This window comes from Paenibacillus sp. YSY-4.3, from assembly GCF_054767475.1.
The window spans coordinates 84292-101185 of the sequence record NZ_BAABMC010000005.1 but is presented as its reverse complement, the minus strand read 5'-3'; the positions used below and the strand labels follow the sequence as shown (position 1 = coordinate 101185).

Annotated in this window: 18 protein-coding genes and 1 riboswitch; of the genes, 9 read left to right on the top strand and 9 right to left on the bottom strand. The window is 50.4% G+C overall.

Annotation, left to right across the window (positions count from 1 at the left end):
• Position 1 precedes the first annotated feature (1 nt).
• A complete protein-coding gene (locus ACYUJT_RS17195) occupies positions 2 to 1387 on the bottom strand; it encodes a TrkH family potassium uptake protein (RefSeq protein WP_460324399.1) in 1386 nt (461 codons plus the stop codon).
• A gap of 60 nt (positions 1388 to 1447) precedes the next feature.
• Positions 1448 to 1611, bottom strand: a riboswitch (cyclic di-AMP (ydaO/yuaA leader).
• Between the two features lie 274 nt (positions 1612 to 1885).
• Here ACYUJT_RS17195 and ACYUJT_RS17190 point away from each other — a divergent pair.
• Positions 1886 to 3607: a CPBP family intramembrane glutamic endopeptidase gene (locus ACYUJT_RS17190; RefSeq protein ID WP_460324397.1), complete on the top strand. Its 1722-nt coding sequence runs from the start codon at positions 1886 to 1888 to the stop codon at positions 3605 to 3607.
• Here the strand turns inward: ACYUJT_RS17190 and uvrC are convergent.
• Positions 3579 to 5480 (bottom strand): excinuclease ABC subunit UvrC, encoded by a 1902-nt coding sequence (uvrC, locus tag ACYUJT_RS17185; protein WP_460324395.1) that lies wholly within the window; start codon positions 5478 to 5480, stop codon positions 3579 to 3581. The two genes, ACYUJT_RS17190 and uvrC, sit on opposite strands and share 29 nt — an antisense overlap.
• 96 nt (positions 5481 to 5576) lie before the next feature.
• A complete protein-coding gene (trxA, locus tag ACYUJT_RS17180; protein ID WP_460324393.1) occupies positions 5577 to 5894 on the bottom strand; it encodes a thioredoxin in 318 nt (105 codons plus the stop codon).
• A 256-nt stretch (positions 5895 to 6150) separates the two neighbouring features.
• On the opposite strand from trxA, the gene ACYUJT_RS17175 reads away from it, so the two are divergent.
• Positions 6151 to 6306, top strand: coding sequence for a YqzM family protein (locus ACYUJT_RS17175; protein ID WP_460324391.1), 156 nt, complete (start codon positions 6151 to 6153; stop codon positions 6304 to 6306).
• A gap of 129 nt (positions 6307 to 6435) precedes the next feature.
• Here ACYUJT_RS17175 and dnaI read toward each other — a convergent pair whose 3' ends face one another.
• From dnaI to ACYUJT_RS17160, 3 genes are all read right to left on the bottom strand, one after another.
• Positions 6436 to 7389, bottom strand: coding sequence for a primosomal protein DnaI (dnaI, locus tag ACYUJT_RS17170; protein ID WP_460324389.1), 954 nt, complete (start codon positions 7387 to 7389; stop codon positions 6436 to 6438).
• Between the two features lie 49 nt (positions 7390 to 7438).
• Positions 7439 to 8956: a replication initiation and membrane attachment family protein gene (locus ACYUJT_RS17165; RefSeq protein WP_460324387.1), complete on the bottom strand. Its 1518-nt coding sequence runs from the start codon at positions 8954 to 8956 to the stop codon at positions 7439 to 7441.
• Positions 8957 to 9040: 84 nt separating this feature from the next.
• Positions 9041 to 9298, bottom strand: coding sequence for a hypothetical protein (locus ACYUJT_RS17160; RefSeq protein ID WP_460324385.1), 258 nt, complete (start codon positions 9296 to 9298; stop codon positions 9041 to 9043).
• A gap of 293 nt (positions 9299 to 9591) precedes the next feature.
• On the opposite strand from ACYUJT_RS17160, the gene ACYUJT_RS17155 reads away from it, so the two are divergent.
• The 4 genes from ACYUJT_RS17155 to ACYUJT_RS17140 all read left to right on the top strand — a co-directional run bounded on the left by ACYUJT_RS17155 (position 9592) and on the right by ACYUJT_RS17140 (position 12291).
• On the top strand, positions 9592 to 10524 hold the full coding sequence (locus tag ACYUJT_RS17155) for a hypothetical protein (protein WP_460324383.1): 933 nt from the start codon (positions 9592 to 9594) through the stop codon (positions 10522 to 10524).
• 19 nt (positions 10525 to 10543) lie between these two features.
• The gene (sipW, locus tag ACYUJT_RS17150) at positions 10544 to 11125 is read left to right on the top strand and encodes a signal peptidase I SipW (protein WP_460324381.1); all 582 of its coding nucleotides are present in this window, start codon (positions 10544 to 10546) and stop codon (positions 11123 to 11125) included.
• Between the two features lie 75 nt (positions 11126 to 11200).
• Positions 11201 to 11794 carry a TasA family protein gene (locus tag ACYUJT_RS17145; RefSeq protein ID WP_460324379.1) on the top strand — a complete coding sequence of 198 codons (594 nt, stop codon included), beginning with the start codon at positions 11201 to 11203 and terminating at the stop codon, positions 11792 to 11794.
• Positions 11795 to 11940: 146 nt separating this feature from the next.
• Positions 11941 to 12291: a helix-turn-helix domain-containing protein gene (locus ACYUJT_RS17140; RefSeq protein WP_460324377.1), complete on the top strand. Its 351-nt coding sequence runs from the start codon at positions 11941 to 11943 to the stop codon at positions 12289 to 12291.
• A gap of 81 nt (positions 12292 to 12372) precedes the next feature.
• Here ACYUJT_RS17140 and ACYUJT_RS17135 read toward each other — a convergent pair whose 3' ends face one another.
• Entirely contained in the window at positions 12373 to 12666 is a 294-nt protein-coding gene (locus ACYUJT_RS17135) for a YuiB family protein (RefSeq protein ID WP_460324375.1), read from the bottom strand.
• Positions 12667 to 12872: 206 nt separating this feature from the next.
• Between ACYUJT_RS17135 and hemQ the strand changes: the two genes are divergently transcribed.
• The gene (gene hemQ, locus ACYUJT_RS17130; protein WP_460324373.1) at positions 12873 to 13619 is read left to right on the top strand and encodes a hydrogen peroxide-dependent heme synthase; all 747 of its coding nucleotides are present in this window, start codon (positions 12873 to 12875) and stop codon (positions 13617 to 13619) included.
• A 73-nt stretch (positions 13620 to 13692) separates the two neighbouring features.
• Here the strand turns inward: hemQ and ACYUJT_RS17125 are convergent, their stop codons facing one another.
• Together ACYUJT_RS17125 and ACYUJT_RS17120 are read right to left on the bottom strand one after the other, a co-directional pair.
• A complete protein-coding gene (locus ACYUJT_RS17125; RefSeq protein ID WP_155612684.1) occupies positions 13693 to 13935 on the bottom strand; it encodes a hypothetical protein in 243 nt (80 codons plus the stop codon).
• Between the two features lies 1 nt (position 13936).
• Complete coding sequence (locus tag ACYUJT_RS17120; protein WP_460324370.1) at positions 13937 to 15130, bottom strand: NAD(P)/FAD-dependent oxidoreductase; 1194 nt, start codon at positions 15128 to 15130, stop codon at positions 13937 to 13939.
• A 485-nt stretch (positions 15131 to 15615) separates the two neighbouring features.
• On the opposite strand from ACYUJT_RS17120, the gene ACYUJT_RS17115 reads away from it, so the two are divergent.
• Positions 15616 to 16551, top strand: coding sequence for an NAD(P)/FAD-dependent oxidoreductase (locus ACYUJT_RS17115; RefSeq protein ID WP_460324803.1), 936 nt, complete (start codon positions 15616 to 15618; stop codon positions 16549 to 16551).
• A 72-nt stretch (positions 16552 to 16623) separates the two neighbouring features.
• A complete protein-coding gene (locus ACYUJT_RS17110) occupies positions 16624 to 16872 on the top strand; it encodes a hypothetical protein (RefSeq protein ID WP_460324368.1) in 249 nt (82 codons plus the stop codon).
• Positions 16873 to 16894: the final 22 nt, after the last annotated feature.

Sequence of the window (16894 nt, the reverse complement as noted above, 5' to 3'; positions counted from 1 at the left end):
CCTATCCTATAATCATTTTCCCTTCGGGATAGCGGTACAATTCCTTCCCCTTCTTCGGACCAAGCGCATAAGCCAACGTCAAAAGACCCAAGCGGCCAGTAAACATCATGAAGCATAAAATGACTTTGCCGATATCGGTCAAATCCAGCGTCAGCCCCATCGTTAAACCTGCCGTGGCAAAAGCGGACGTCGTCTCGAACAAAATGCTCAGGAAGCTCGCATCTTCGGTGGTCGACAGCACCATCGCTACTGCAATGATCAGGAACAGGGCGAGCATCGTAATCGTCACCGCCTTGAAAATCCGCTCTTGGGACAGGCGATAACGGAATAACACCAAATCATTGCGGCCGCGAATCATGGAGATGACCGCGCCTACCAAAATCATGAACGTCGTCGTTTTGATCCCGCCGCCCGTCGAGCCAGGAGATGCGCCGATGAACATCAGGATGATCATGAAGAACTGGGTGGCCTGGCGAAGTGCCCCGATATCTACCGAGTTCGCACCGGCCGTTCTAGAATTGACGGATTGGAAGAACGAGCCCCATATTTTCCCGCTCCAATCCAACGATCCCATCGTTCTCGCATTGGTAAATTCAAATATGAAGATCACGATAGCCCCGATGACAATAAGCGCCCCCGTCATGGACAGAACTACTTTGGAATGCAGCGACAGCTTACGGCTGCGGCGGAAGTCCGCGAGCTCGGACAGCACGATAAAGCCGAGGCCGCCCGATACGACCAGGAACATCGCTACGAAGTTAACGAGCGGATCGTCCACATACCCCGTCAGGCTTTGGAAATTTCCGAACAAATCGAAGCCAGCGTTGTTGAACAGAGAAACCGCATGAAAAATTCCATAGTAAGCGGCCCGTCCAAACGGCATGTCAAACGCCCAGCGAATCGCAAACAATACGGCAGCACTAGCCTCAATGATCAAGGAGTACATTAGCACCTTGCGAATGAGGCGGACGATGCCCTCCATCGTATTCTGATTCATCGCCTCCTGCAGCAGAAGGCGGTCCCGCAGCGAAATCCGCCGCTTGAACACAAGGGAGAAGAGAGTCGCCATCGTCATGAAACCGAGTCCCCCGATTTGAATAAGCGTAATAATCACGATTTGGCCGAATGTCGAAAAATAAGTTCCCGTATCACGTACGATAAGTCCGGTAACGCAAGTGGCAGAGGTCGCCGTAAACAACGCGTCTACGAAAGAAAGGGATTCCCCGGTCGTATTGGCGAGCGGCGTCATTAGTAGCAGCGCCCCGATCAAAATAATCGCTGCAAAACCGAGTACCAATATACGCGGTGGAGATAATTTAAACCATCGTGACGGCACCCTGCTCACCTCTTCTTGTCTTGATCTGCATATCTGAATATTAATACCCATTATTATGGACACTTTGGCAAAAGAAAAAAGCACTGGAAATCCAGAGCCCTTTCGGTTATGGTTCCTGCTGCAGTACGCCTACGAGGTTAGCTGACGGGTTCGGGCCTGCACAGCAGCCCTATTCACCTCCTGCGCCGGACTTTCGCGTCCGTGCAGGGCCTGAGAAATTCACCCCAAAAAATTGGTTCCCCCGTTTTCCACTGGAAATTCGGCTGATATTCTTTTCATATCTTTCATTTCATTTTCATCCCATCTCTATGAATTGGATTATAAGCTTAATTAACGTTCACTACAAAGCTTGATTTACCCGAAATACCATGAAAATAACCTTTGCCGCCTGAAACGGAGCTTGCCACCCTTCATTCTCTGAGTCATGCTGTATTTTTGCGGAATTATTGCCTGTTTACTACCCTTGCTCGTTCGCTTTCTGGCGATTGCTCAAGGCTTATGGTATCTTTACAATGATATCCATTTACACTATTGCAAAGGGGTTTTTGAATGTTATCAGTCTTTTCGTCTCCAGGGCGAGCGCCGAAGCGCAACACTCTTCGGGTGCTGGCCGCCGTAGGCTTCCTCATTTTTCTAGCCGTACAGATTCTGCCGATGGCCACGCCGGATTCGTTGCAGCAAATTCAGAAGACGATCACGAAGCAGCAGGCGAAGGAACTCGCTGCCGAATTTGCCGCCTCCACGCTGGAGCTGCCTGTATCATTGGACCATGCTATAGTTACATACGAATCTCGATCGGATATATATGGTTATTTGTCCCACGAAAATCTAATGAATGCTTATATGAAAAATTACGATGAGCAGTTTCCGCTTGAGGTGTTTCGCGTTCGTTTCGAACAACCCGGCGGTATCCTTAGCGCCTTAACTGTGGACGTTAACATGTATGGCGGCAATGTAGCCGGATTCGAACGCATTGAGACCTATAGCAGCGCCACCAGAGAGCTGCTTCAGAAGCAAGGCATAGAGGGCGGCAAGGGCTTGCTGGTAACGGAAGGTGGCCTGACGCCCGAAGACAAAGCTAGCCTTGCCGCTCCTTACCTTAAAGCGTTTAACTTTGATCCCGCTAAGCTGAAGATCGAGAGCGCAGAAAGCGAATCAGGGCTTATCTACGGGGTACCCGGTTTTGAAGCCGGCCTGTCCCGCGGGCTGATCGAATTCCGCTTCGAAGACGGAAGCGTCTCCTCCATGCAGGCTTACTTCGATCCTCCTGCCGGTCACCTGGACTATGTAAAAGGCCAAAAGAAGCTGGCCAACTGGTTCACCTGGGTCGGCTATGCCCTGTTCACCTTCGTGCTCGGTATTCTGGCGATCATCTACAGTGTGAAGACTAGACCGTTCTCTTCTTTCCTACGAGGCCTGGTTCTGTCCTCTGCTTACTTTGTTTTCTCGATGGTCGGAGCGGTTAACATGCTTCCGCTGCTGCAGAAGGACGGGCTCGGAACCGGCATTCTGATCATTGGCTTCATCGTGCAGGGCGCACTCACCCTGGTTATATCGGCCTCCATTTACTTCTCCCTGATCGGAGGAGACGGACTCTGGCGCAAGCAGGGGCTGAATCTATGGGCCAGAGCCAAAGAACCGGAATACGGACGGCATGTGCTGTTCTCAATGCAAAGCGCTTATTTGTGGGCCTTAGTCCTGCTCGGGGCGCAATCGGTCATTTTTTTCATCCTGGAGCGGACATTCGGCACCTGGTCAACGACTGACGCCTCCCAGTCGGCCTACAACATGATTTACCCCGTCCTATTCCCCCTGCTCGCCTGGGTCGCGGGAATCGGCGAGGAAGCGGTCTATCGCTTGTTCGGCATCCCTATGCTGAAGAAAATTTTCCGCAGTACATTTATAGCCAGCTTGATATCGTCGATGATTTGGGCGTTTGGACATTCCTTGTATCCGATATATCCCGTCTATTCGCGCCCGATCGAGCTGACGATTATCGGACTGTTGTTCAGCTTTGTTTTCCTGCACTACGGCTATATTACCGCCATGTTCACGCATGTCATCTTCAACAGCATTCTCATGTCGCTCAGCCTTATGATGATGGGCGGGACGCTGAACTGGACTGCAGGGATCGTTTACATCGCTCTACCGGCGATCGTAGCTTACGTCATTTACTTATTCAACCCACCGGGCCGGAGGGGAAGCATTCCGCCGGTACAACGCAAAGAAGAGGAGCCGCAGTTTACGACTCCTCATCCCGAAGGGCATTAATAATCTGATTGGCGAGCTTGTCGCCGATCGACAGAGGCCGAAAGTCTTCGACGGAGGCCTCTTTTATTTTTTTGAGCGAACCGAAGTGCTTCAGCAGCAGCTTGCGCCGCTTCTCCCCGATGCCTGGGATCGCGTCCAGCCGCGACGCCACCATTGACTTGGCCCGCTGCTCGCGGTGAAAAGTGATCGCGAAGCGGTGAACCTCCTCCTGAATGCGCTGCAGGAGATAGAACTCCTGACTGTCGCGCGGCAGATGAACCGGCTCCGGCGGATCTCCCACCATGAGCTGGGCGGTTCTATGCTTATCATCCTTAACGAGCCCGCATACAGGGATAAACAAACCCAGTTCGTTCTCCAGCACGTCCACTGCTGCTGAGATTTGACCCTTCCCGCCGTCCACGACGATCAGGTCAGGCTGCGGTAAATTCTCTTTAAGCACCCGCTCATAGCGGCGGCGAATCACTTCCCGCATCGTCTCGTAATCATCCGGCCCTTCTACAGTGCGGACTTTGTATTTCCGGTACTCTTTCTTCGCCGGCTTTCCATCGATGAACACGACCATGGCGGATACCGGGTTCGTTCCCTGAATGTTGGAGTTGTCGAACGCCTCAATGCGCGATAGCGACTCTAACCCGATAGCAGCGCCTAAATTTTCAGCTGCCTTCGAGGTACGCTCCTCGTTCCGCTCAATGAGCCGGAATTTCTCCTCTAGGGACACCCGGGCGTTCTCCTCGGCCATAGAAATCATTTGCCGCTTCAGTCCCCGCTGCGGCACCAGCGTCTTGACGCCAAGCCACTGCTGCAGCTCTGCTGATCCGCTGATCGCGTCTGCGGCTTCTTTGACATCCGCCTCCGTGCCGTCTGCGCCCGCTTCCGTGCCGGCTGGTTTCGCCGGAAGCAAGATCTCCTGGGGCAGTGCCGGGTTATCGCTGTAATACTGCGTCACGAATGACAGGAAATCCTGATAGGCTTCACCGTAGAACGGAAACGCGGAGGCATGCCGTTCGATCATTTTTCCCTGGCGCATATATAATATTTGCACGCACATCCAGCCTTTATCAACGGCATAACCGAACACATCACGGTCTTTGGCGTCAGCCATCGTAATTTTCTGCTTCTCCATCATCGCATCGATGCTCATGATTTGGTCGCGCAGCTCCTTGGCCCGTTCGAAATACAGATCTTCGGCCGCTTCCTGCATTTTGCGCTGCAGCTCTTTCTTGATCTCTTCGTGGCCGCCGCTTAGAAAGGAGTGGATCTCCTGCGTAATCTCATCGTATTTCTCCTGAGGCACCTCCTCCACACACGGCGCCATGCATTGGCCAATGTGGTAATAGAGGCAGACCTCTTTAGGCATGACGTTGCACTTGCGCAGCGGGTACATGCGGTCGAGCAGCTTCTTCGTCTGCTGGGCCGCATATCCGTTCGGATAAGGACCGAAATACTTCGCTTTATCCTTCAGCACCCGCCGGGTAACCTCAAGCCTCGGATGAGGTTCATTCGTGATCTTCAAATATGGAAACGTCTTGTCGTCCTTAAGCAGGACGTTATAACGCGGGTGATGCTGTTTGATTAAATTGCATTCCAAAATGAGTGCTTCCATGTTGCTGGCGGTTACGATATATTCAAAATCACGGATTTCAGAGACGAGCCGCTGGGTTTTACCGTCATGGCTGCCCGTAAAATAAGATCGTACGCGGTTCTTAAGCACCTTGGCTTTCCCGACGTAAATGATCGTTCCTTTGCTGTTCTTCATTAAATAGCAGCCAGGCAAATCCGGCAGCAGCGCCAGCTTGTGGCGGATATTCTCCAGCGCCTTCTCCTTGTCCTGTTCTTGTTCCTGCAGATGACTAACCGATTCATCCATACCCATGTTCCCCCCTCCCCATAATACTACACTAGGGTATGACATAGAAAACGCCCCCGGAGATTCCGGAGGCGTGAAAAGACATGATTCCCGCACCAATGCTTATTGATGCTTAGCGATAAGGCTCTTCAGAGCGTCTTTCGAGTTCAAACCGACCACTTTATCGACCGGTTGTCCGTCCTTGAAAAGAATGAGCGTCGGAATGCTCATCACGCCGAAGCGGGAAGCCGATTCTGGGTTATCGTCAACATTAACTTTTGCGATCTTGACGGAATCGCCTACTTCAGTTGCCAGATCCTCCAGAATAGGAGCGATCATTTTACAAGGACCGCACCAAGGAGCCCAGAAGTCAACCAGGACAGTTCCTGTGCTTTCCACTTCATTATTGAAAGTTTGATCGGATACGTTAACGATTGCCATATTAATCTCCTCCTTCATGTTAAGGGCACGTATAACATGTTATTTAAACATGGTTTGTGTCATACATATTGTATAATGCCGCTAAAAATTAGCGTCATTCAAAGTATACCACAAATATATAGCAAATGAAAAATCGTACTACCTGCTTGTTCTTTACAAACCGTTGAACGTTTGGTTATACTAATAATAACCCAAAACCGTTTTGTCTATGACGTATTTCATTGATAAATATAATTTTCGAGGAGGCCCCATCGCCATGGACGCAAATACGCACGTAAATGACCCGCGGGAGCATATCAACGAAGAGCCGCGCAACGATTTGTTTGACCTGATGAATGGCTTTTTTGGCATGCTGACGGTTATGGCCGTCATTTTCTTCGGTATGGTCATTTTTAAATTTCTAGCCAGCTAATGGTGATTGCATCATCATCGGCAGCACGGGTCTCCTGGCAGGCTTATACATAAGGAACCCTTTGCAGTATGAAGAATAGCAGACCGGGCTTACAGCTCCGGCCTGCTATTTTTTTTGCCACAATATTTATTATTTCTGTCCACGCTTGTTCACGCCGCGAACCTGAACAACCTCCACGAACGGCGCGATACGATCCATAAGGCGCTGCCCTTTGTGAAGCTCCTCCCCATCCTTGCTCGTAAAGCTAAGATGCTTCTCAAGACCTCCGAGCGAGTAATTTGACGTATAGAAGGTCGGCTTGCGGTTCATACGGTAATTCAGGATCGGGCCCATCACGTGATCGCGGACCCAAGGATTCAAATTCTCAGCGCCGATATCGTCGAAGATAAGCAGGTCGGCCTGCTTCATCACTTCCACGGTTTCCCTCAGCTTCTGGCTATCCTGGAACATCGACTTCAAATCCTCAACAAATTCAGGCACATAGACAATGACCCCGGAATATCCTGCCTTGGCCAGCTCATGCAGCAGATAACACATCAGGAACGTCTTGCCTGTCCCAAAATGGCCTTCCAAATACAAGCCGCGAGGCGACAGTCCGTTCTCCTTCACCTCGTTGATGTATTGGAATACCCGGCCCACCGCCGGAGCCCGGTCCCGATCCTTGCTCATGATCTCCACTTCGCTGTAGCCTTCCTCCAGCGCCCGCTCATCCACGTAGAAGCTGTGAATCCGCTTCTTGATCGCGAGCTCCCGTTCCCGCTGGATCTGCAGGTTGCAGGGCATTTGCCGGTCATTGATCGCAGCATCCCCGTAAGACGTATCGACCGTTAGCTTCGTATAATGGCCGGGAAAATCATTCGGGCAGCGATCAAGCCCTGGGCAGTTGTCACAGTGACGCGAAGTCTGCACATATTGATAGAGCTTGGCCATATTCAGCGTAAGCTGCTCATCCTTCAGCTCAGGATAGCGCGTCCTCAGATCCAATACCAGCGGATCGCTCATCAGCTTCGCCGTCAATTCCTCCGAGCGCCGGCGCAGCACCGGGCTTTTCATCTGCGTCAGCAGTTCCCCGAGTGATTCCATAAGCTAACATTCACCTTCCTTATTCCATGCTTCCTTATTTTGGCTTACCTTATTTATTTTTGCTGGCCTGCATTTGCTCCGCCATTTTGAGCATCTCAGCAAATTCCTCTTCGGTTACGGCATCCTCGTTCGCCGAGCTCTCCACAATCGGAATGTCCGGCTTGGCTGCGCCTGTTCTGCTGTAAGTCCGGCTTCTGCCCGCTCCAGACTGGGGCGCTGCACCACTGCTCTTCTCTTTGCGGATTTTCGCTTGATTGCGAATATATTGAACGGCCTTCTCGTAAGAGTCAATGCGCTTAAGCAGCATATTCGCAGCGATCGCATCCACGAAGTTGCGGTTGATCCGCTGCTCTCCGCCCGAAGTGAGCAATTCCATCAAGTAATGGATCAGCACGTTAATAACTTCGCCGGGCAGCTTGTAGTTCAGGTCGATTTTCTCAAAAATGTCCAGCAAATTATCGGGCACCGAGCCCGGGAAAAACGTCTTCAGCAGCCGGGTATACGGCTCATTGCGCAGCATCATATTGTACTGATGAATATCGCACTTGCTGCGGAATTGCGGAGGAACTTCAACGTAATATTCCATTTGGACGGCGACCTCTTCCGGCATCCCTTCGCCAGAGGCTGGTTCAGAGGAGCGCAGAGCGACGACTTTCGCATAAGCGACCTCTCTTTCGTCCTTGCGCCGTTTGCCTTGCCTGAAATGAAGGTTCGCCTTATGCTGCAGGCTTTCCAGCAGCAGGCTGCCGTCAGGGCCAAATACGCCATCCTCGTCCAACAGGCGGCATAAATCCTGCACGCTAAGCTCGTATTTACGGGCGACGTAATTGGCGATTCCCATTCCTTCAGAATTGAAACGCAATCCCTCCACGAAGGAACGATTCGCCGATTCGCGCGGAAAACGGATGATGATGTCCGCATAATTGATCGCATCTTCCTCTGCCCCCTGCAGAGACCCGGCCTGCCTGGATGTCGAGGATTCGGCAATCGCCTGCTCCAGCTCGTAATCTATCGAATGTGTATTCAGTTCGAATATGTCATAGAAAGGTACCGAAATGTTCTCTTTATTGTAGGCCGTTCCATTCCACTCAAGCGGCTCCTCGCAGAACAATCGCTCCCGCAGCGCAAGAACGGCGAACTTGCCGAGCTTGTCGCGAAGCAGCAAAGTCAAATGCTGGGTACGGAAAAAATCGGCAGGAGAAAGCGGGGCCTGCAGCTCATACTCGTAAATATAGTCATCCTTTTCCGGAATGTACAAACGGCTTGTCTGCAGGAGCCCGATCGCCTCCAGCTTTGATGCCTGTTTGATCAAATATTTGCGCCCCTTCTCGCTAGGCTCGAGACCTAGCGTAAGAAACAGCTCCCGCTGCTGCTCGATCGGGGAATATCCGACCTGCTCCACAGAGACACGCTCGGCAAGCAGGCGATAAAAGCCGATGGCGAACGCGCCGGCCATCGGCTGATAAACCAGACTAAGCATTCTGCCGTCGACAGCGCTGAGGCCGAAGTCGCGGTATACGCAATAACGATGGTTCTCGGTAAAGTGCAGCATATTGTTTATGCGCATGATTTCTTCGCTCCTTCCAAGCTCACGTACGTGTAGACTTTCTCTATTCTATCACAAAAGCTTTCTCCCTGAATCGTGAATACCCTACAAATTTCGCCGAAAAGTATAGTCTCTCAGCATGGTAGACGATGTTTCTTCCTCTTCTTCCTGAATGCTTCCGCTGACGAGAAATTTACGGAACGCAGCTTGCTCGGCCTCAGAAGCAGACCTTCTCCGGAGAAAGGAGCGTACTACCTCAATCGGAATTCCCGCCTCCCTGGCCGTTACGAGCAATCGGAACCATTCCGCGGCCTCGAGCTCGGCCATTTGCTCATTCGCTACAGCTTGAACGGACTTATTCATCACCTATCGCCTCCAACCATGTTGGACTTGTCATTAATAAACAACTTCATACAAATCCCAGAAATTTGAAGGAAGTAAAAGCTTGATGGAGTATTTAGGTTAAATTCGTTCGTTATAGGGAACAATCGGCTGGATTCACTGCTTTCAATTTTGGTGAAAATCACTTATATTGACTTCATATAGTTGTTCTTAATAACGAACAACATAACGCAAAATGATCTGGTGGAAAGGAGCAATCCTATTTGTTCAGCCCTAAAGATCAAGCGACACGTAAGCAAAGGAAACCGCGAAGCATGCAGTTGCTGAAAACTGTCCTCCTCCTGTCTGCGCTTCTCCTATACCTGCCAAGTCAAATCGATGCTACTTACGGCGAGTTTGCAAGCTTCAGCGACACCAAACTCACGTTTCAAGCCTGCCCTGTATTCCCCGGCGTAATCGAGAGTCGGCTCTCCGATATTCATGCTCACTTCCAAAATGCGAGTGTTCTCAAAGATAAACTTCAGCCTTTGGCCCCATCCTCTTCAGCTATACCCGCTTTGGCTGCTTCTGCCTTCATTCCAACCGCAACAAACGCTGTCTATCTCGAAACGGAACAGGACTTCATCCGTCTATCCCTACGTATCAGATTGCTTCAGGATAGAATTAACATAACCAGCGACACGCTTGCGTCCTCAGCCGCTTCCTTCCAAGAACTTAACAATGAACTTGCGTTGGGATCGGTTTCCTTGAATCATGCCATTCGGCTAACCGTGGATATCCCAGCCAATTGTGCCCGGCTCTCCGGGGGCGCCTTGCTCGACAAGTTAGAATTTTTCACCAGCGGGGATACTCCGTTATCTCCTTTGCTCTCTAGTACCTTAGCGGATCTCATCGGATACTTGCGACAAGTATATGAGGCCGGGGTAACCGTTCAGAACGTCCCGAATTCGCTCACAAATCAGTTGGATACGCCGAAGAAATACTACGCTAAACCCTGGGAAGGGACCGGCGATACGGTGAGCCGGGAACTGCTTCAAGATTACGAAGCCTCGCAGTATACGCTGGAAGCTGAGTTACGGGATAGTATGGCAGAGCTACATGTCCTGGAATCACGCTTATCCGCAATCCAAGCTGCAGCTGAGGAACCGATGCTTCAGACGGAAGAACAATCTGACAGTGAAGGTCAATTTACTGAGGCGAGTCCGGAAGTAGCCCCGGACAATGACGCATACGAAACGAATGATTGATTGGAATGGAGGATGAGTCATGAAACTAATAGGAAAACTGGCTGCTCAAATGGTTTATTATTTGACCGTTGTGGCTTGCCTGGCCGTTCTCGGCTCGGTATTGTTGACCAGATTAACTGGCGGTGAGCCGAGCTTCTATGGATATCAGCTAAAGACGGTACTATCCGGTTCGATGGAACCGGTGATTCGGACGGGATCGGTTATCGCCATTTCTCCTAGGACGGCGGATCACTTCCAGGTCGGGGACATCATCACTTTCCGAGCCGATGAACAGCGGCTAATTACCCACCGGATCGTCGAGGCCAGAAGCAGCGAAGCCAGCGGTCAGATGCTGTACCGCACCCAAGGGGACAACAATGATGCTCCCGACAGCACCCTCGTTATCCCGGCCAATATCGTTGGTGTCTATACCGGATTCACCGTCCCGTACGCTGGATATCTGCTCAGCTTTGCCGGCAGCAAAAACGGCAGCCTCCTCCTCCTCATCGTTCCAGGGCTGCTGCTCTTCCTCTATGGCGCTCTTTCCATATGGAAGGTCATATCCCAACTGGAGCAACGCCCCAGCGTTCAAGCAGATTCGAGGACCGACACGCTGGAATAAATCAGATTGTTGTCCTTATGCCCGTCATAAGGCTGCAATATATCCATTTAATTTATCTTAAGGAGGAACTTGATTATGGGAGTCAAGAAAACGTTAGGTCTCGGGATGGCGACGGCCGCTTTGGGTCTTGCTTTGATCGGTGGAGGCACGTTTGCTTATTTCAGCGATTCGGTGGAAACGTCGGGGACCTTCGCTGCTGGGACGCTTGACTTGAATGCGGAACCTACCGTAGTCATTAACCTCGACAATATCAAGCCTGGCGACTACGGCATCCGCACCTTCAAGCTGTTTAACAACGGTACGCTGGATATTGAGAAAGTCCTTCTCCTTACCTCCTATACCGTGATCAACAAGGCGGGGGCCCCGGCAAATACGGATGACTTCGGAAAACACATCAAGGTAAGGTTCCTAACAAATCTCGACAAACAAGAAGACGTTATTTATGAAACAACGCTCTACGAACTGCAGTCCCTGGCACCAGACGCGGTAGATAACAAATGGCAAGAATGGTTCGAGGAGCGGGGTGGACTTAAAGCTGGAACCTCGGATAACCTCATCGTTAAATTCGAGTTCGTTGATAACAACGAAGATCAAAATCAGTTCCAAGGAGATGCCCTCCAGCTGAAATGGACCTTTGAAGCACGGCAAGGGGCCGGTACAGCTAAATAATCGTCTTCTCCCGCTCCCCGGACACCTTCATCCGCCATTCGCGGATCGAGGTGTCCCTTTTGCCGTCTGCTTTTGTCGGTTGGTGCACATTCTGCTATAATTATTTTCGAAAATATCTTCTATTTAGATAGTGAGGCGTCGTCCTTATGGCAGATCACATTGGTGAACGCATTCAGAAGTTCCGCCTAAAGCAGGAATTGTCTTTATCGGAGCTTGCCGGGAAAGCGGATGTCGCTAAATCCTACTTGAGCAACGTCGAGCGGAACATACAGTGCAATCCGTCCATCCAGTTCATCGAGAAGGTCGCTTGCGCATTGAATGTTACGATTCCCATGCTGCTGTATGAAGATCAGCCGGCTGAACATCAGCTCGATCCGGAATGGTCCCTGCTTGTGCAGGAGGCGATGGATTCCGGGATCAGCAAGCAGGAGTTCAAGAGCTTTCTGGAGTTTCAGAAGTGGAAACAAAGGCAAGGCAATGACACGGAATCCAAATAGCATAATGTAAAATTAAGAAGCCCCGGGCTATAAACCCGGGGCCTTTCTATAAAGACGTTGTTTCTTACCGTGCAGCAGAGGTTAGAACATTTTGTACCCGCCCTGACGCAGCTTGCGGATCGTCCAGCCGCTTAGGATCGCGCCGAGCAATCCGGCGATCGCCGTTAAATAATCGACAAGGCGATAGGAGGCTACGTAAGTCCAGAAGTTCTGCTCATGATCCCATAGCGAGTATACCACGATTGGCAGAATGACAATAATGAATACATAGGCCGGAAACCAAGTTGTTTTCATCAGCATATTAAGAATGAAACCGATACCGAACATCATCACGAAGAATAACACCATCAATATAAATACGACTAGCCAACCCATTGTTTCCCCAACCCTTCTTCAACAAGCTCAATAAGCTAGATCACATCTTTTTGCACTAGTAGTAAGTTTACTAGAAAAGATGTTGCGAAGCAACGAACTTTGCGTGAATAGATTGTGAATGGATTTGCCCCCTTGCCAGCCATAGGATACAATAAGATCAATGTATTCTCTCTTGGAATTATAGGAAACCTTAGGAGTGATCATAAATGAATGAAGCAGCATTAACCCTGGAGGGCTGGTATGCCCTGCACGATTTCCGCTCCATGAACTGGACGGCCTGGAGAGCGGCCGATGATGAAACACGCGCCGTCGCTTTGGAGGAGCTTCACGCCTTCTTGCAGGAATGGAACAGCGTAGAGGAATCGAAGGACGGAAGCACGGCGGTATACTCCGTCGTAGGCCAGAAAGCCGATTTTGTATTCATGCATCTGCGCGAGACGCTCGAAGAGCTTAATGCGCTGGAGAACGCCTTCAACAAGACGACTTTTGCGGAATATACGGTTAAATCCTACTCGTATGTCAGCGTTGTCGAGCTCAGCAACTATCTGGCATCCGGAGGCGGCGACCCTAAAGCCAATCCGGAGGTTATGGCGAGATTGCAGCCGACTCTGCCTAAATCGAAATACATCTGCTTCTACCCGATGAATAAGAAGCGCGATCTGAGCGACAACTGGTACATGCTGTCCATGGATGAGCGCCGGGCGATGATGCGCAGCCACGGTCTGATCGGCCGCAGCTATGCCGGCAAAGTGAAGCAAATCATCACCGGTTCCGTCGGACTGGATGATTGGGAATGGGGCGTTACCCTCTTCTCCGACGATGCTCTGCAATTCAAAAAGCTTGTCTACGAAATGCGCTTTGATGAAGTAAGCGCCCGTTTCGGGGAGTTCGGCTCTTTCTACGTCGGCAATTTGCTGAATGAACAGCTTTTTGAGGAAATGCTGAAGCTGTAATTCAAGAATCACGCTTTATGCCAAAAAAGGGGTGTTCCAGCAATACTGGAACACCCCTTTTTATTTTAAATGATTATTCCTCTGCGTCTCGCAGCGATTCCAGAAACTCCGCCGTCGCACGGTCGCGTGCTCTTCCCTTCTCCTTCAATCTTTCGATCGCCGGAAGAATGAGAATGTCGACTTCCTTCTGCACATGATAAGCCAGATCGTATTTTTGCTGCGACTCCAAATAAGAGCCGACCTCCATCAAGGCATTGTACCTGTCAAGCTCATCCCGCGTCAGCAGGCCTCGCACCTGAACACTGCAATGGCGCATTTTACAGGAATCTGCCTTTCTTCAACACGAGCGGAATGCCGCCAATGGTGAAGAGGTAGCGCATGTCCACCACCTTTTTCAATTGAGCAGCTACCCAGCCTTTGTACTTCTTGCCGAATGCGGAAGCGATAGCTTCGCCTTTGCCCAGGGAAGCAACGGTACCTTTGTTGCTGAACACAAATTTCTTCAGATCTTTGCCGCGAATGGAAGCGACAACGTTCTGCGCGCAAGTGACTCCCTGCTGCATGGCAATTTGAGCCGTTGGCGGGTAAGGACGGCCCTCTGGATTAAACATCAGCGAGTTGTCTCCGATAATAAATACATTATCATGCTCCGGCGCACGCAGGTACTCATCGATTTTCACACGGCCGCGAGCGGTTTCGAAGCCTGCAGCCTCGATCAGACGGTTACCGCGGATACCCCCGGTCCATACGACGGTCGCTGATTTGATCTCTTCGCCCGTAGCAAGAATAACGCCGTCTGGCGTACATTCTTTGATTGCTACGCCGATTTTGAACTGAACGCCCTTCTTGCGAAGCACATCCATGGCATATTCTACAAGCTCAGGGTCGAAGCCTGGCAGAGCGGTAGGAGCTGCCTCTACGTTATATACATTAACCAAGTTTGGATCTACATCATAAGCCTTGCACAATTCAGGCACCCGGTCAGCTAGCTCAGCAACGAATTCGATACCGCTAAAGCCCGCGCCGCCTACTACGAAGTTCAAGCGATCTGTACGGCTCTCGTCTGTTTTGTACAGCGCAAATTGATATTCGATATGTTGACGGATCAAACGAACCGAGTTAATGCTGCGGATCGGCATCGCGTATTCGCCAAGTCCAGGAATGCCAAAGGATTCAGGCTCCCCGCCAAGCGCGATAATCAGGTAATCGTAGGACAGGGTTCCGTCCTGAAGCACGACCTTCTTGTCTGCGATGCGAATTTCCTGAACATTTGATTTCACCAGATCGATTTTGAACTCGTCGATCAGCTTGGAGATCGGTACACGAGTATTCTCGATCGAATCCGTTCCTGCCGCAGGCATGTGCAGATGCGTCGTGAAATAATGATAATCGTGACGGTTAACCAGCGTAACGTCGGCTTCATTGTAGTTTAATTCTTTCTGCAAACGCTGCGCCGTCAGGATGCCGCCATAGCCTGCTCCAAGAATAACAATTTTAGGTATGGTACTCATGAGTTTGTTCTCCTTCCAGTATGGACACTCTATATTTTAAATAAAACCAAAAACTCAAAATGTGAAAATTAACACATAAAATTATAGTCTCTGGTAATTATCCATAACTTATGCGCGACGATGAATGCGACATTTGTCACATCAATTCTAAACCTTTATCACCGTTTTATCAAAAAAAAAATGTTCCATTCATAATAGTTACCTTTTTCGTCACATTTATGTGCGCACACAATTTGAATGATATCGACTTTTTTATAAAAGATCAAGTCTTATTTTACGCGGTTTTAGCGGGTTTTTAGTCATGAAATGGGGTGAAAAAACTGCCATATTGCGTTCACTTTGCAACTCAAAGGTGGACGCTTATAATAAAGTAGAAATGACATTATGAATGTTTCAATAATATCTGGAGGTGTTTGCCAGTGTCATCCTTGAATTCCGGGAGCGATTTTACAGACCTGCTTATTATCGGGGGAGGTCCGGCAGGCATGTTTGCCGCATTTTACGGCGGCATGAGAAAAGCATCGGTTAAGTTAATCGAAAGTATGCCTCAGCTCGGGGGACAAGTCGCCGCCCTCTACCCTGAGAAATATATTTACGATATCGCTGGTTTTCCTAAAATTACCGGCCAGGAGCTCGTTAACAATCTGAATGAGCAGCTCAAGCTGTTCAATCCGGACGTACGTCTGAATGAGACGGTGCTGCGCATCGAGAAAAAAGATGAGCGCAACTTCGTCGTTACGACAGACAAAGATGTCCATTACGCGCGGGCCATCATTATTACCGCAGGCGTGGGCGCATTCAAGCCACGTCGCCTGGAGCTTGAGGAAGCCCCGCGTTTCGAGCAGACGAACCTGCATTACTTCGTCAGTGACCTGAGCCAATTCCGCGGACGCAAAGTGTTGATCAGCGGCGGCGGCGACTCTGCCGTGGATTGGGCGCTGATGCTCGAGCCGATCGCCGAGCAGGTTACGCTCATCCATCGCCGCGATAAATTCCGGGCGCATGAGCACAGTGTGGAGAATCTGATAAATTCCAACGTCCGCGTTATTACCCCTTCCGAAATCGTTGCGCTGCACGGAGACGAACGCATCGAACGCGTTACTCTCGCTCATACGAAGACGAAAGAGACACAGGAAATCGAAGTAGATGATGTCGTCATCAACTTCGGATTCGTATCCGCGCTTGGTCCAATCGCCGAGTGGGGGCTTGATATCGAGACCAATTCCATCGTTGTCGATTCCAGAATGGAAACATCTATTCCTGGAATATTTGCCGCGGGGGACATTACGACATATCCCGGCAAGCTGGATTTGATTGCTGTCGGATTCGGCGAAGCGCCGACGGCTGTGAATAACGCCAAAGTATACGTCGACCCCGAAGCAAAGTTATCCCCAGGTCACAGCAGCAACTTAAAATTGTAGAGTCATAACAACTGTTCACAAAGGGTATCTTACCAATACGGATGACATCATGCCGTAAAGGAGGGATACCCTTTGTCCTATATATGCCCGTTATGCAACGGATTAGCTCCACTGACAGCAGCTTGTCCTGACTGCGGCAGCACGCTGGACCATGCCGGAAGGAAGCAGGACTACGCCGGCCCCTACAGTCCCTACGGCTCGGCCGATCAATATAACTCGGTGATCTCCTCTCGCCAACCGGAGGGCTGCGAGCATGTCGTGCAGTGTCCGCGCTGTCATGAAGCTTATATTTATCATGTCAACGCATGGCCAGCGCCATAGGATAGCCGCGCTGCCACAAGAA

What these genes read in the sequence shown, in the direction of transcription:
- ACYUJT_RS17145 (WP_460324379.1), top strand. Translation starts at nt 11,201, where the DNA reads ATGGGAGTCAAGAAAACGTTAGGTCTCGGGATGGCGACGGCCGCTTTG.
- ACYUJT_RS17190 (WP_460324397.1), top strand. Translation starts at nt 1,886, where the DNA reads ATGTTATCAGTCTTTTCGTCTCCAGGGCGAGCGCCGAAGCGCAACACT.
- trxA (WP_460324393.1), bottom strand. Translation starts at nt 5,894, where the DNA reads ATGGCAATCGTTAACGTATCCGATCAAACTTTCAATAATGAAGTGGAA.
- sipW (WP_460324381.1), top strand. Translation starts at nt 10,544, where the DNA reads ATGAAACTAATAGGAAAACTGGCTGCTCAAATGGTTTATTATTTGACC.
- ACYUJT_RS17160 (WP_460324385.1), bottom strand. Translation starts at nt 9,298, where the DNA reads ATGAATAAGTCCGTTCAAGCTGTAGCGAATGAGCAAATGGCCGAGCTC.
- dnaI (WP_460324389.1), bottom strand. Translation starts at nt 7,389, where the DNA reads ATGGAATCACTCGGGGAACTGCTGACGCAGATGAAAAGCCCGGTGCTG.
- ACYUJT_RS17195 (WP_460324399.1), bottom strand. Translation starts at nt 1,387, where the DNA reads ATGGGTATTAATATTCAGATATGCAGATCAAGACAAGAAGAGGTGAGC.
- ACYUJT_RS17175 (WP_460324391.1), top strand. Translation starts at nt 6,151, where the DNA reads ATGGACGCAAATACGCACGTAAATGACCCGCGGGAGCATATCAACGAA.
- ACYUJT_RS17165 (WP_460324387.1), bottom strand. Translation starts at nt 8,956, where the DNA reads ATGCGCATAAACAATATGCTGCACTTTACCGAGAACCATCGTTATTGC.
- ACYUJT_RS17115 (WP_460324803.1), top strand. Translation starts at nt 15,616, where the DNA reads ATGTTTGCCGCATTTTACGGCGGCATGAGAAAAGCATCGGTTAAGTTA.
- hemQ (WP_460324373.1), top strand. Translation starts at nt 12,873, where the DNA reads ATGAATGAAGCAGCATTAACCCTGGAGGGCTGGTATGCCCTGCACGAT.
- ACYUJT_RS17140 (WP_460324377.1), top strand. Translation starts at nt 11,941, where the DNA reads ATGGCAGATCACATTGGTGAACGCATTCAGAAGTTCCGCCTAAAGCAG.
- ACYUJT_RS17155 (WP_460324383.1), top strand. Translation starts at nt 9,592, where the DNA reads ATGCAGTTGCTGAAAACTGTCCTCCTCCTGTCTGCGCTTCTCCTATAC.
- ACYUJT_RS17135 (WP_460324375.1), bottom strand. Translation starts at nt 12,666, where the DNA reads ATGGGTTGGCTAGTCGTATTTATATTGATGGTGTTATTCTTCGTGATG.
- ACYUJT_RS17125 (WP_155612684.1), bottom strand. Translation starts at nt 13,935, where the DNA reads ATGCGCCATTGCAGTGTTCAGGTGCGAGGCCTGCTGACGCGGGATGAG.
- uvrC (WP_460324395.1), bottom strand. Translation starts at nt 5,480, where the DNA reads ATGGGTATGGATGAATCGGTTAGTCATCTGCAGGAACAAGAACAGGAC.
- ACYUJT_RS17120 (WP_460324370.1), bottom strand. Translation starts at nt 15,130, where the DNA reads ATGAGTACCATACCTAAAATTGTTATTCTTGGAGCAGGCTATGGCGGC.